This window comes from Pedobacter sp. BAL39 (assembly GCF_000170795.1).
Taxonomy (GTDB): Bacteria; Bacteroidota; Bacteroidia; order Sphingobacteriales; family Sphingobacteriaceae; genus Pedobacter.
Genome location: NZ_ABCM01000004.1, coordinates 242,166 through 256,637, shown reverse-complemented (window position 1 = coordinate 256,637; position 14,472 = coordinate 242,166). Strand labels below are relative to the sequence as shown.

Sequence of the window (14,472 nt, the reverse complement as noted above, 5' to 3'; positions counted from 1 at the left end):
AGTATGAGTGTAATGTTAATTTAATGTTAAGTGTTAAGTTATTTTTAAAAAGCTGACCCGCTGTTAACCAATCTTTTCCAATGTAAATGCAAAAGTGGAGCCTATTTGAAGTGTGCTTCTCACCGAAATGATCTGCTGGTGTGCTTCAAGGATGTGTTTTACGATAGCAAGGCCCAGTCCTGTGCCGCCTTCCTGACGGGAACGATGGGTATCAATACGGTAAAAACGCTCAAATAATCGGGGCAGGTGTTTCTCGTCGATACCAATGCCATCATCTGTCACTTCTACAAGGTACTGATCGTGCAGCTCAAAGATCTTAATGGCAGTAGAGCCATGGTCTTTGCCATATTTCAGGGAGTTCTGGATCAGGTTGATCATCACCTGACGGATCTTCTCCCTGTCGGCCCTTACATACGCAGGATGTGTGTATTTATCTTTGAAGGAGATGGTGATGTGTTTGGTTTTTGCACGGTCTTCCAGCACGTCCATTACTTCTTTTGCCAACACCACAAAGTCAAACTTCTCGTAGTTGATCGGGATCTCACCAGACTCCAGCTTGGAAATGGAATCCAGATCGTTGATGAGGTAGCTCAGGCGTTCCACATTGGTCTCCGCCTTCTTCAGAAACTTCATTGCCTGCTCCGGATCATCAAGAAGACAGTCCTGCAGCGTTTCTATATATCCCTGTACTGCAAACAAAGGTGTTTTAAACTCATGAGATACATTGGACAGAAACTCTCTTCTGAACTGTTCCTGTTTTCTCAGTATCTCAATCTCGCGCTTCTTGGCTCCAGCCCATTCTTTTACTTCATGTTCCACATCATTGATGGGATCGGAACTGACGTATTCGCCAAGGGCGTCCTTCAGGTCTTTGCCCAGTTTAAGGTTATGGATCAACTTATAGATCAGTACAATCTTGGAGTAGATGTATTTTTCCAGCAGGTAGTAAAATACAATAAAGCTCGTCACAAAAGCAACCCCGAAAGACATGAGCATAAAATACCAGTCTTTCTGGAAATAAAAGTTGACCAGCCCGATGGAAAGCCCTACGGCACAGGCGGCGATGAGGACTAAAACACTTAACTTCATGAAGCCAAGTTACAAATAGATTGGAACTCTTTAAGAAATAAACAACGGTAAATTTTGGCTAACGCTTTCCTTCAGCTTCCTGCAGAAACTGCTCCAGGTAAGCCTCCATAAAATCATGGCGCTGTGCGGCGATGGCTTTGCCTTTTCCGGTGTTCATCAGGTCTTTGAGCTTCAGCAGCTTTTCATAAAAATGGTTGATGGTGGGGGCAGTTGTGTTCTTATATTCGTCCTTGCTCATCTGCAGGTTTGGCGGAATCGCCGGATCGTATAAAGCCCTGTTTTTGTAACCTCCATAAGTGAATGCACGTGCAATGCCGATGGCACCGATCGCATCCAACCGGTCTGCATCCTGCACGATCTCCATCTCTTTAGATCGGAAGGTTACCTCACCGAGGCTCGACTTATAACTCATGTTACTGATGATGTCGCGGACATGCTGAATGACGTCGGGATCGACGCCTTTCATAGTCAGGAAATCTGCTGCCGTTTTAGGACCAATTTCTTCATCCCCGTTATGGAACTTCGCATCAGCGATATCATGGAGTAGTGCGGCAAGTGCGACCACCAGCCAGTTTCCCTGCTCCGTTTCATTAATTGCTTTTGCATTATGAAACACACGCTCGATATGGAACCAATCGTGGCCAGCTTCAGCGCCGGCCAGAGTTTCCTTAACAAACTGTATGGTATCGTTAATAATTAAATTCATCAGATCATTGCTTTGGGGCAAATGTATCTGTAATCACAGGATAAAAAGTAATTTGTTGATAATTATACGGAGGCGTAGAATTTATCGCTAAAATTATTTGGTATCGGGCTGAGCAACTGTATCACGTCAACATTCAGAATATCTGCAATCTGGTACATACGTTCTACGGTCAGCTTGCTGTGTCCTAGTTCAATTTTGCTGTAAGCATTCTGCGAAATGTCGAGTTTGGCAGCCAAAAACTCCTGTGTCAAAGATTTTATCTTTCTAATCTTCTTGATGTTACCCGCCACATCCTCGATATTCAATTTAAGGACTTCTTTCATGATATAAAAATTTGTTTCCGTTTAATAATGTAGATTAACGAAAAGCATTAAGGTCTGGATTTGTATGATGAATAAATATATTAAATATCTTCTCGTGTGTCGGTCCTGCGCGTGCCGTCATACAATTCATACTCCAGCATCCTGCAATCCAGCTTTCCGTTGTAAAATTCAATTTTTCGTGCTGCCTTGAGCCCGATCTTCTTGGCCAGGTCTGGGTTTCCGGTAAAGATGTATCCGGAGTATCCCTTACAGTGCTGTTTCATGAAATCACCCATCCTTTTATAGGTCAGCTCCAGCTTAGAATGAACACCAAGACGCTCTCCATATTCAGGGTTAAAGATGACTACTCCTCTACCGCCTTCAGGGACAACCGTATCGGCAAAGTCGCACACCTCAAAAGAAATCAGCCCGTCAACACCTGCTGTTTTTGCGTTCTTGCGGCTCACATCCACGGCATCCTCAGAAATATCGGTGGCGATGATCTGGATGTCTGTGTTTTTGACTACCTGCTCTTTTAATATTCTGCGCTCAGCGAAGAAGACCTCCTCGTCATAACCCAGGATGTGCATGAAACCATAGTTCATACGGTATAGGCCGGGTCTTCTGTTGGTAGCGATGAGCGCTGCCTCAATGGCAAGCGTTCCCGATCCGCACATGGGGTTTACAAATGGCGACTTCTGGTCCCATCCCGTGCTGAAGATGACGCTGGAAGCCAGTGCCTCAAGCATCGGCGCTTTGCCGGGGATCTTACGATAGCCATGCTTTGCAAGTGTCTCGCCGGAAGTATCCAGGAAGATGTCAGCCTCACTATCTTTCCAGTACAGGTGGACTACCGCTTTATTGGCATCGGATCCGGAATTTGGACGGATGCCTTTTTTATCTTTTATCCTGTCGACAATGGCATCCTTCACTTTCAGGTTCGCAAAAAGTGGGGTGGTAATGGTTGGGTTATCCACATTTGAGGTGACCGAAAAATATCCTGCGAAATCGATCAGTTCTTCCCATGGCATTTGCACCAGCTCCTGGTATAACTCCTCAGGATTATTGGCTTTAAAGCTCTTCAGGCAATAGAGGATCTGACTGGCGCAACGCAGGTTTAAATTCAGCTTGATGCACTCTGTAAGCGTGATGTTGAGCTCTACCCCTGTCGGGAAGTCTCTTACAATGCTATAGCCAAGGGCTTTTACCTCCTCCTGTAAATAGGAAGAAAGACGTTTATTACAGGTTAGGATAACCTTACTTTTGGTGTGGAAAACTTGCATAATATATTGTGCGAAGTTATCAATAAAAATATAGAGATTTGAGCTTCTTACGAGAATAAAAGAGTATTTGTTATGGAAATAAAAGGAAAAGTGCATGAAATTGGTGCATTACAGCAGGTGAGTGAGACTTTTAAAAAACGTGACCTGATTATAGAATATGCAGAAAACCCTACTTATCCTGAATACATCAGGTTTGAGGCTTTACAAGATAAAACTGCTTTGTTCGATAGCTTGAAAACCGGTGATGATGTGGAAGTTTCCTTTAACTTACGCGGTCGCCCATGGACTGATAAAACTGGCAAAACATCATATTTCAATAGCCTGGTGGTATGGCGTATCAATGCCCTTACCAATGCAGGTGCTGCTGCTTCAACGCCAGCCTATGCACCACCGGCAGATTTGAACAATACTGCAGCAGAGGAAGATGACCTTCCTTTCTAAAGATCTTTTTTAAATAAACAAATTTGACCAATTTGCCGGAAATACCTTCCGGCATTTTTTTTGCCCTTTAATTGCTAAACGGCAGCGTTGGAAATCCTATACACTTTCGGATATTACTGCTTAATCCTTAGATAAGATTAACCCTTGGTTAATACCAACACTCGTACGGCGCCGTAATGAATCCATATTGAACACACAATGGAAGCATGTTGAGTCCACCTTTTACTAGAAAAACGTGGACTCAACGTGGAGATGATGTGGACTTAAGGTGGACTTAATATAGGCTTGGTACGGCTCGTGTAGCGACTTGGTCCGGTTTAAGTTTAGGGAAAATCCTATTGCTACAGGGGAGCGTGAGAATCATCCGTTTACCGGTGATGCAGGAATGTAACCGGCCGATAGGTTAGTCATACAAATATAGCTATTGCCGTATCAATATTCCCAGTGTGTTAAAATTTGTTAAATTAGGTACCACTCTGTCGATGCTTAGTTAATTTTGAATGTTATCACATGAAAAAGAAGAGTCTCTGGTTAATCACCATTTTAATGACCATCGCTTTGCTGGGGGTCTTTGTAATGCAATTGTATTACATCAGGGAGGCTTATAAACTTAAAACACAGGTTTTCCAGCAGGATGTCAGCCAGGCGCTAAATGCAGTGGTCAACAAGGTGCAGAAGCGGTATGCTGCGCGCCACCTGAACAAAAAAGACGAGCAGCTGAGGGCGGAGCGCGAAGAAGAGCTCCGCAGCAGGGCGCAGATGCTGGTAGACTTCAAGGAAAAGCATAAAGAACAGGAAGAAGCGCGTAAGCTGGAACAGCAGAAAAAAATTATTGCCGAGCTGAACATGCAGGACAGTGTCATCAGGAACAACTACTTGCGGCCGATGATCATTACCGAAAAGGAATATGTCGCCCTTTCCAGCATGGACAACAATAAAAAGTCGCCCCTGCAGGTCGACCTTAACCTCGGCATTGATGCTGCGGGAAACATCATTTCTGCAAATATCAACCAGAGTTTTATTCCAGTAAGGGCAGTGACGTTCAAACTGTCTACAGATCGCCTTCCCGATAGCATTCGCTATCTGGCCTTCAATCCTTTCAGTCGCAAGCCATTATTGATTACGCTGCCAAGGGTTGGCCCTGAAATGGCTGCCAAGTTCAGGAGCGAGGATGAGCTGGAGGATTCAAAATTTAACAAGTCCTACAAGGATATGCTGGCTGATACCATGACCATCGAGCCCAGCAGTCTGCTTTACTTACAGGATGTGGCCAAAGAAATGCAGCAGGAGAACATTCCCATTAACCAGCGCATCTCCAGGAGTGTGCTGGATACCCTCATTGGCGAGGAGCTGCTGAACAGGAACATCAAGCTGGATTACGACTTCTGGGTGAAACTCGCCAACAAGGACTCCCTGTACTTCAGGAAAGTTTCCAATGTGGAAGAGGAACCCTTAAAAAAGAATGTACATAAAGTGGCATTGTTCAGCAATGACGTCTTCCGGGACCCTGGAATGTTGTATGTGAACTTTCCGGATGAAAACTCCCTGATCATAAGTAACCTGTTTGCCACGATGGCCTCTTCGGCAGGGTTGCTGCTGGTGCTGATCTTCATCTTCACTTACACCCTTTATACGATCCTCCGCCAAAAGAAAATATCAGAGATGAAGAACGACTTCATCAATAACATGACGCATGAGTTTAAGACCCCGGTGGCGACCATCATGATTGCCAGCGAAGCCCTTAAAGATCCGGAGATCACCTCCGATCAAAGTCGCGTGAACAGGCTGGCAGGCATCATCTACGATGAAAACGTGCGCCTTGGTAACCACATTGAAAGGGTGCTCAGCATCGCACGCCTGGAAAAGAAGGAGCTGCGACTGGAGCCCTCGGAAGTGAACATCAACGACCTGATTGTGGTGGTAGTGGACAGCATGAGCCTGCAGCTGCAGAAAAAAAATGCAGACATTACCATGAACCTGGAGTCTGAGCCGCCGGTGATCATGGCCGATGAACTGCACCTCTCCAATGTCATCTACAACCTGATCGACAATGCCAATAAGTACAGTGCCGATGCGCCGCGGATTACGCTCAGCACCAGACATACAAGCAAGAATATGATCATTGAGGTGTCTGATAAAGGCATTGGGATGACCAAAGAGCAGACGAAACGTATCTTTGACCAGTTCTACCGGGTGCCCACAGGGAACCTTCACGATGTGAAGGGCTTCGGACTGGGACTTAACTATGTGCAGGACATCATCGAACAGATGGGGGGCACCGTCAAGGTGCACAGCGAAAAAGATAAAGGAACAACATTTGAAATCATATTACCACTAAAACATAACTGATTAAGCCAATGAAAACGATACTATTGGTGGAAGATGACCCGAACCTGGGTCTGCTTCTGCAAGATTACCTGCAGCTGAAAGGCAAGTTCGATGTGGTGCTGTGCATGGATGGTGATGAAGGTTTGAAAGCTTTTTCCAAACAGGACTTTGACCTATGCATCCTGGATGTGATGATGCCGAAGAAGGATGGGTTCACACTGGGAAAGGAAATTCGTAAGCTCAACCAGCAGGTGCCGATCATCTTTGCTACGGCAAAGGCAATGATAGAAGACAAGGCTTCGGCGTATGATCTTGGTGGTGACGACTACATTACCAAGCCTTTCCGTATCGAAGAACTGCTGCTGCGCATCAATGCGCTCCTTAAAAGAATGTCAGTGAAGGAAACTCCGGAGCCAGTGCCAGCACAGACACAATTCCAGATCGGCGACTATACCTTCGACTACACGACCCAGCTCATTCACTACCAGGGGCAGCAACAGAAGCTGTCTACCAAGGAGGCGGAGCTGCTCCAGCTGCTGTGCCTGAAGAAAAATGCTGTCCTGACACGTGAGGAAGCATTGTTGAGCATCTGGCATGACGACAACTACTTCAACGGACGAAGTATGGATGTTTTTCTGAGCAAGCTGCGTAAATACCTGCGTGAGGATCCGAAGGTGGAAATCCTGAACGTCCATGGTAAGGGATATAAACTATTGGTCAATTAAAGACTGAAAGCCTTCAATGCCGTACTGGTATAGTCGCCCCAGCTTTTCATAATAGACTGAAGGGTGCTTGTCAGTGTGGCCCGGTCCATCGGTTTCCCTTTTGTGGGTGCCTTTATCGTGGCTGTATTGACTGGCTGGTCTTTCACCGACTTTGCAAACCAGGTGATGTTCTCATGCGGCAAAGCAACGCCAAGGATCATTCCCGGTAGCCCGGAGAAGGATTCCGGGCCTCCAGACAAGGGGATCTGGTCAGTGTAAAAAGCAACAACATAAACAGAGTCCAGGATGATTGCATTGGCGCGCCTGCATTGGTAACCGGCAATTTCGCGTGTCTCCGTGGTGACCTTCCAATTGATCTTTCTTCGTTTATCCCTGACCAGAAATGTCTCTTCATATACTTTTTTCTGTGCAGTAAAGCTGTCGCTGCCATGGTCTGTATAGACGATGTTGTGCTGTTCTGCCATGGGGTTACCATTAAAAAATCCCATTTCCGCATTGGCTTCAGGAGCAATGGGAGTAAACAAGCTCTGCTGACCCGAAAAAACAAGGGTGCTTTTCAGCAGCATAAACTGCGGATTGCCCTTTCGGTATTGTTCATACACAGGCTGCATATAATTCTCATTGTCTTTATTGATGCGCTTTTTCATGATGGCGTACATATTGGTGCTTTTCTCAAACTCAATGATGCCTGAGGAAGTGAACCTTGCCTGCTGTGCATATATACTGATGTTGCAAAAAAGGAGAATGATAATGGTGTTTCTTATGCTGCCCATGGTTTTATTTCTTAGTGGTGTCTATCCCCATTTTATTGAAGTCCCAGCTTAGCGACAGCAGGAAAAAACGTTTGATGGTGGTATAGCTGTTCTGGTTGATCATGTTGTTGTTGGCAGTCCTGTCAAAACCTACGTTCTGGTTCAGCAGGTCCTGCCCACTGAACGAGAGCTTCAGATTTTCTGTTTTAAGGAACTTCTTGCTGATGGATGCATTCAGGAGTAGCCGCTCAAAAGTCTCGTCGAAGGTCTGTGTTTTGCCCCTGAACTCATAGTTGGCTGTAGTGCTGAGCTCCAGTTTGCCGGGCAGGTAAATGTTAAGGGTGGCATCCCCGGAAGCTCCCCAGCCATTATTGTTGGTTGCTGTCTGCAGCGAAGCACTGTTCGTATTGTAGTTCGGCCCCCCGCGCATATAGAAATCATATCTGTTTTCCTTTGATTTTCTGAAATTCAGATTCCCCCCGTAACTGGCAGATTTTGAAGTGTTCATCGCATTGTTGACCATATTGTAACTGGTGTTTCCATTGATGTTGAGCTCCATGCCTACATTGCTGCCTATTACTTTTACTTTCCTGTCCATAGAAGTGCTGAAGTAATAACTGGACGGAGTGTGTCCCTGCAGGTTGACCGTTTGATAGGTCGTCTTACCAGTCGCGTCAGTGATGACGTTACTGCTGAACGCGTTGCTGTTGAAATTATAGGATCCCTGCATCCAGATGTACTGCTCGCTCAGGATCTTAAAGGAGTTGTAGCTCAGACTGAAGTTATTTGAAAATGAGGGTTTCAGCTCTGTATTGCCTAGTGTAATGTTGAGTGGATCGTTGTTGTTCCTGACAGGTTGGATCTGGTCTATTCCCGGTTGGGAAGTGCGACCGCTATACCGGAACTGAAGACTCTGCTGTTTGGAGATCATGTACCTGTAGTCGGCCCTGGGACTCCAGTTGATAAAGTTTCTGTTGAAGTTGCTGTTCCTGTACAGGTCTTTCTGTCTGAAGCTCACCTGGCTAAGGTCGTTTCCAATGTTGATGACTGACTTGTCTTTCTTGTAGTTGAAGGAAAGACCTCCGCGGTTGCTGAGCTGTTGAAGATCGAAATTATTGCTGAAGGTTTCGTCCAGCAAGTCATACTGGCCCATTGCGGATTGATTGAACGACTTTCTGTCGGATGTCCCATGAAGGAGGTTCAAGCCGTAGCTGACACTTAGCGAGATCTCTTTTGTTAAAGGTTCGGTATAGCTGAGTTCAGTGCTGAACCTGTTGTCCTGAATGTCATTTACCTTGTACTGATCGGTCAGCTGGCTGCTGTCCAAAGTTCCGCTGGTATTGAAGAACTCATTTTTGGCATGGAGAAATCCTGTTGCGTCGTCATTTTTGACTTGTCCGGAGATCCGGATGGTATACGTGCGTCCTTTTTTCGGCAGTTTCTTGCTGAAAAAAGCATCGGCACTGATGTTATGCCCTTTTCCTTTGTTATTGAGGCTGCGGCTGCTACTGTTCAGCAGGCTATTGTCGGCGCGGTTGCTTTGCGACAAAAACTGGTCTTCGGTGGAGCTGTGCTTCAATGAACCATTGATGCTGACCTTTAAGGTAGTTACGGAATCTATGGAGATGCTGTACTTCGCATCTCCACGCTGCTGAAACAGGTGTTTGCGAAAGTTCTGGTCACTGCTGCTGCTGATCATGCCGTCTGGCAGGTTGTTCTGTGAAAGGGAGTTCTGGACACCCTCAATGTCCATATTGCCGATTTTATAATTGCTGTTGATGGATTCCTTATCCTTATTCCACTTGTGCTCATAGTGCAGGCCGCCACTGTAAGACCTTGGGATTCCCTGCCCGCCATACCTCCCATCGAAGCCGCCCAGCTCATCATCGCCGCCGGTGAATACCATCATCACCGCACCATCATCAGTGGTTTCTATGCCCGAGCCGCTATACTTCTCGCTGTCGCTCCAGCCAAGCCCCGTCTGCCCGGTGTTTCCAGTGGTCAGGTATGCGGATATTTTCTTTTTTCCTTTGAAAGCATTGAACATCCCCTGGTGTTGATAAAACTTGTCGGTTCCCTGGCCGGCGCTGATTTTTCCGAAGTATCCGTTTTTCTTATCTTCTTTGAGTTGTATATTGATGGTCTTTGCTTTCTCGCCATCATCAATGCCGGTAAATGCTGCCCTATCGCTTGTTTTGTCATACAGCTGCACCTTGGAGACCATATCTCCGCGGATGTTTTTAGTGACCAGCGTGGGGTCATCGCCAAAAAACTCTTCTCCGTCAACGAGTACCTTGCTGACGGTTTTCCCCTGGGCGGTGATCTTTCCGTCCTTGTCTACCTGAATGCCTGGCAGCTGTTTCAGGAGGTCTTCCACCTTCGAATTTGGTTGTATGCTGTAGCTGGCAGGATTATACTCTGTGGTGTCACCGTTGATCTTTATGGCTGCGGCCTTACCCTGTATGACGACACCCTCCAACAGCGTGGCTTTCAGGATGAGATTGATCAGGCCGAAGTCTTTCTGCTGAGTGGCGCTGTCAATACGGAATTCCTCGATGTAATCGGCGTACCCCGGATAACTGACCATCAGCATAAATTGCCCAGAGGGAACAGGGTTGATGTGAAAGCTGCCGCTGGTGTCTGCCCTGGTAAATCCGACAAGACTGGAATCTTTTTGCTGCAGGATGGTAACGGTGGCATTGGACATTTTATAGGTGGCCGCGGTATCGGTAACCTTTCCCTTAATTGTATGCTGGCCAAAGGTGTAGCTGCTGAGGGAGAGTAGGATTAGCACGAATAAAATGATCTTCATGAGTGGCATTAATTTGGTTAGTCTAAGATAAAACTAAATGTTTAGTAATCATATAAGGAAATTGTTAAAAGGTGTTAATTTATTTAAAGCGCTTTTATCTCTTTTAATGCCTATAGATAACGGCCTTTGTTAAATTTTAGTTAATTTTTAATCAATATTGGCAGTCTGGACGATTTCTCCTAATTTGCGTCCTTTAAGACAACTTTATGCGCTCAAATATGAACACGCTCATTGCCAGATTGAAGAGACCTTCGTTACTGATTATTTGTATTTTTTTGTTGCTTCTGGAAAGCCCGCACCTGATGGCCCAGGGCGATTATCTCATTACTGCCAGTGGAGATACGGTTCCGGGGATTGTGAAAAGTCATAAAAAGGATGTGCTGAAATTTCTGAAACTGGATAGCAGAAAGGCCGAGAAAATAAAGGCTGGCGATCTCCGTGGTTTCTATTCCAGTAGTGATGGACATTTTGTGCCGCTGGTATTACCGGACGCCAAAAAGCAACAGTTCCTGAAGATTGTAGAGAAAGGAAAGCTGAGTATTTATGAGTTGAATATCTCTGGTACTTATTCAAATACTTTCTCCCGAGGACCCGGTCAGCCCATGGCCTTCGGAACCACTTCGTACAATAACATTACATGGTTTGCCAGGAAAGGTGATGGTCCGCTGGTCGAGCTGAAGAAGAATAGCTGGATTACGCTAAGCAGAAAAAAGAGGAGGGATGCGTTCTTCGATCTGATCCAGGACAATGCGGCTGTGGCGAAGCGTTATGAAGAGGTCGACAAGTTTACGTTTGACTTCATCAGGCAGCTGGTTATCGAATACAATTTAAAGCAACCTACGGCCAGCCATTAATTTAGGCATTCTTGTTATCTTTGCTGCTGCCGTTAAAAAAAGGCGATATGTTTAACTGATGCCAAGATATGTCTGAGAAGAACCCCGCTGAGCTTGCTGCCAAATTTGTAAATTATACGTCCAAACATATATTCCTGACTGGAAAAGCGGGTACGGGTAAAACCACCTTTCTGCGTAACCTGATGGAGCTGACGCATAAAAAAGCAGTCATCGCAGCGCCAACAGGTATTGCAGCCATCAACGCCGCCGGTGTCACCATCCATTCCCTGTTCCAGCTTCCTTTTGGCACGTATCTGCCGAAGGCCCCTGCAGCAGAGGGTAATCACTACAGTCAGCAGTACAATACGCCAAAGTCCATCGTGAGGCACCTGAACATGAACTCCGCCAAGAGAAAGGTGCTGACGGACATGGAGCTGCTGATCATCGATGAGGTGAGTATGCTGCGTGCAGACTTGCTGGATGCCATCGACATGGTGTTGCGTTATATCCGCCGTAACAACAGCGCAAGCTTCGGAGGGGTGCAGGTGCTCTTTATCGGTGACCTTCATCAGTTGCCACCGGTGGTGAAATCTTCCGAATGGAGCCTGCTGGGGCAGTTTTACAACAGCGCCTATTTTTTCGATGCCCTGGCATTGCAGCAACATCCGCCGATTTATATTGAGCTCGAGAAAATCTACCGCCAGAGTGATGAGGTGTTCATCAACCTGCTGAACAGCCTCCGGAACAACGAGGTGACCGCACAGGATGTGGCACTCCTGGAAAAATATTATCAGGCCGACTTTAAGCCATCAATACACGATAAATACATCACACTCACCACGCACAATAGCAAGGCCGATGCGCTCAATAAACGTAGCCTGGAAGAGCTGAAGGCACCGTCATACCTGTATGTGGCGAAGGTGGAAGATGACTTTAGTGAGTCGTCCTATCCGGCAGAACACATCCTCGACCTGAAGGTGGGGGCACAGGTGATGTTCATCAAGAATGACCCTACAGGCGAGCAGCGCTTTTTTAACGGAAAGATCGCCGTGGTCACAGAGCTGCAAACGGACCGGATAGAGGTGCAGCCTGAGGGAAGCGACAACAAGATCGTGCTGGAAAAGTATACCTGGAAAAACATCAAGTATACTACAGATAAGGTGACCGGAGAGATTGAGGAGGAGCTGGTAGGAACCTTTACGCAGTATCCCCTGAAACTGGCCTGGGCCATCACGGTCCATAAAAGCCAGGGTCTGACTTTTGATAAGGCCATCATTGACATTGGTAGTGCCTTTGCACCGGGTCAGATTTATGTGGCACTGTCCAGGTTGCGCTCCCTGGATGGGCTGGTGTTGACTTCACAAATCTCCGGTGCAGGCATCCGCCAGGACCAGAATGTTTCCTTTTTCTCCAAGACCAAAGAAAACCAGCTGAGCCTTGAAACGCAGATCGAAACCGAGCGGGAGGCCTTTTTGCGCAACTACCTGCTTCAGTGTTTTGACCTTGCGCCGCTGGATAACTATGTTTATGAACATGTACACTCCTATACCAAGGACATCAATAAATCGGCGAAACAGAAACATGTCAAATGGGCTGGGCAGTTGCTGAAAGACCTGACGGAGGTGAAGGTGAATGCCAGTAAGTTTCTCGCTCAAATCCAGCGCCTATATCAGGATAAAACGGAGACGGGCATGGCTACGCTCATGAACAGGGTAGATGCCGCCGAGAACTACTTTAATCCTTTACTGGTGGGTTTCTCCAAGCGTATTTTTGAGCGGATGGAGCTGGTGAAGCAGGACAAGCAGGTGACCGCCTTCCTGACAGAGCTGTTGGAGATGGAAGCCTTGTTTTATGATCAGTTTAAGAAAATCCGTAAAGCTACGGCCCTCCTCAGTGCCACCCTTGCGGGCAATGAATTCACCAAAAAGGATGTGACGGCCCTGCAAAGTCAGGCTGCCCGCGCAGCGCAGATGGAGAAGGTTTTTGCGATGCCTGGTAAGCTGGATTTTACAGCGAAGAAAGCAAAACCATCAAAAGGAAAAACGACTGTCAAGAAGGAGAAGGAACCGAAGGCCGATACCAAAGAGCTTTCACTGGCGCTGCACAAGGAAGGAAAGACCATCAATGAAATTGCTCAGGAACGGAAGATGGTGATCGGAACCATTGAAGGCCACCTTGCTCATTATGTTGCTAAACACGAAGTCTCTGCGAAAGAGCTCATCGGCAGTAGGAAGCTGGACAAGATCCTTACGGCCATCCGCGAGCTGAAGACCATGCAGATGAATCCGATCAGGGAGCACCTTGGCCGTGATTACTCTTTTGGAGAGATCAAAATCGGTGTTGCGGCATACCTCGCCGAAGGGGAGTAAGGAGCCCGTTATATACTAACGTTGCCCTCGAACACCTGCTCTGCAGGGCCGCAAAGGAAAACATTTCTGAACTGGCTGCCATTGTAATCGAATGCAATGCGCAGGTCACCGCCCAATACTTTTACAGGCGTTTCAATGTGGCCATTCTGGCCTTTGTGCTGTGCCATAGATAAGGCTACAGCGGTGACGCCTGTACCACAGGCATAGGTCTCATCTTCCACACCTCTTTCAAAAGTGCGAACAAACAGATGGTCACCGAGGTCTTCGACAAAGTTGACATTGATGCCTTCCTGTTTGTAGGTCTCGTTGTTGCGGATGCTATGGCCTTCATGGTACACATCAAGTGTCTCCAGGTTATTGACCTGGGCAACATAATGAGGGGAGCCGGTGTTTAGGACGTAAGCCTCACCATCATTGCCGATGTGGTCGATGTCGATCATCTGCAGGTCTACCCAGTTGCCTGCATCTGAAATTTTGGCATAATGAGGGCCATCTACTGCCAGAAAATTAGTTTCACTGTCAATTATTCCAAGGTGTTTCGCGAAGGCCACAATGCAGCGCCCGCCGTTGCCGCACATGCTGCCCAGTTTGCCGTCAGCATTGAAATACAGCATTTCAAAATCATAGTCCGCATGATCCTGCAACAGCATCAATCCATCCGCGCCGATACCAAAACGTCTGTTACAAAGTTGTAATACTGCATTATTGCCCGTATATTTAAAGGACAGGTCCCGGTTGTCGATCAGAATAAAATCGTTGCCGGCACCCTGGTATTTGTAAAAGTGAATCTTCATGTCTTCTTTCTGCTGGTCATTTAACATTTTTTAACAGT

The 14,472-nt window shown here is 46.6% G+C and carries 12 protein-coding genes; 5 read left to right on the top strand and 7 right to left on the bottom strand.

The features are described 5' to 3' along the window. Positions 1–63: 63 nt before the first annotated feature. The 4 genes from PBAL39_RS07505 to PBAL39_RS07490 form a co-directional block, all read right to left on the bottom strand. Positions 64–1,089: a cell wall metabolism sensor histidine kinase WalK gene (locus PBAL39_RS07505; RefSeq protein ID WP_008239976.1), complete on the bottom strand. Its 1,026-nt coding sequence runs from the start codon at positions 1,087–1,089 to the stop codon at positions 64–66. A 58-nt stretch (positions 1,090–1,147) separates the two neighbouring features. Next, a complete protein-coding gene (locus PBAL39_RS07500; protein ID WP_008239974.1) occupies positions 1,148–1,795 on the bottom strand; it encodes an HD domain-containing protein in 648 nt (215 codons plus the stop codon). Positions 1,796–1,857: 62 nt separating this feature from the next. Beyond that, positions 1,858–2,118, bottom strand: coding sequence for a helix-turn-helix domain-containing protein (locus PBAL39_RS07495; protein WP_008239972.1), 261 nt, complete (start codon positions 2,116–2,118; stop codon positions 1,858–1,860). A gap of 80 nt (positions 2,119–2,198) precedes the next feature. Further along, the gene (locus PBAL39_RS07490; RefSeq protein WP_008239970.1) at positions 2,199–3,380 is read right to left on the bottom strand and encodes a class I SAM-dependent RNA methyltransferase; all 1,182 of its coding nucleotides are present in this window, start codon (positions 3,378–3,380) and stop codon (positions 2,199–2,201) included. A gap of 72 nt (positions 3,381–3,452) precedes the next feature. Between PBAL39_RS07490 and PBAL39_RS07485 the strand changes: the two genes are divergently transcribed. The 3 genes from PBAL39_RS07485 (at position 3,453) to PBAL39_RS07475 (ending at position 6,874) form a co-directional block, all read left to right on the top strand. Then, complete coding sequence (locus tag PBAL39_RS07485) at positions 3,453–3,821, top strand: DUF3127 domain-containing protein (RefSeq protein ID WP_008239969.1); 369 nt, start codon at positions 3,453–3,455, stop codon at positions 3,819–3,821. A 510-nt stretch (positions 3,822–4,331) separates the two neighbouring features. Continuing rightward, positions 4,332–6,170 carry an ATP-binding protein gene (locus PBAL39_RS07480; RefSeq protein ID WP_008239968.1) on the top strand — a complete coding sequence of 613 codons (1,839 nt, stop codon included), beginning with the start codon at positions 4,332–4,334 and terminating at the stop codon, positions 6,168–6,170. Positions 6,171–6,178: 8 nt separating this feature from the next. Continuing rightward, the gene (locus PBAL39_RS07475) at positions 6,179–6,874 is read left to right on the top strand and encodes a response regulator transcription factor (RefSeq protein ID WP_008239967.1); all 696 of its coding nucleotides are present in this window, start codon (positions 6,179–6,181) and stop codon (positions 6,872–6,874) included. Here PBAL39_RS07475 and PBAL39_RS07470 read toward each other — a convergent pair. Together PBAL39_RS07470 and PBAL39_RS07465 are read right to left on the bottom strand one after the other, a co-directional pair. Next, positions 6,871–7,647, bottom strand: a complete 777-nt coding sequence (locus PBAL39_RS07470; protein ID WP_008239966.1) for a GLPGLI family protein — start codon at positions 7,645–7,647, stop codon at positions 6,871–6,873. The genes PBAL39_RS07475 and PBAL39_RS07470 overlap by 4 nt on opposite strands. A 4-nt stretch (positions 7,648–7,651) precedes the next feature. After that, on the bottom strand, positions 7,652–10,438 hold the full coding sequence (locus tag PBAL39_RS07465) for an outer membrane beta-barrel family protein (RefSeq protein WP_039866276.1): 2,787 nt from the start codon (positions 10,436–10,438) through the stop codon (positions 7,652–7,654). 218 nt (positions 10,439–10,656) lie between these two features. Between PBAL39_RS07465 and PBAL39_RS07460 the strand changes: the two genes are divergently transcribed. Both PBAL39_RS07460 and PBAL39_RS07455 read left to right on the top strand, forming a co-directional pair. Further along, on the top strand, positions 10,657–11,292 hold the full coding sequence (locus PBAL39_RS07460) for a hypothetical protein (protein WP_008239958.1): 636 nt from the start codon (positions 10,657–10,659) through the stop codon (positions 11,290–11,292). Positions 11,293–11,360: 68 nt separating this feature from the next. After that, complete coding sequence (locus tag PBAL39_RS07455; protein ID WP_008239957.1) at positions 11,361–13,640, top strand: helix-turn-helix domain-containing protein; 2,280 nt, start codon at positions 11,361–11,363, stop codon at positions 13,638–13,640. Positions 13,641–13,648: 8 nt separating this feature from the next. Here the strand turns inward: PBAL39_RS07455 and dapF are convergent, their stop codons facing one another. Next, complete coding sequence (dapF, locus tag PBAL39_RS07450; RefSeq protein ID WP_008239956.1) at positions 13,649–14,461, bottom strand: diaminopimelate epimerase; 813 nt, start codon at positions 14,459–14,461, stop codon at positions 13,649–13,651. Positions 14,462–14,472: the final 11 nt, after the last annotated feature.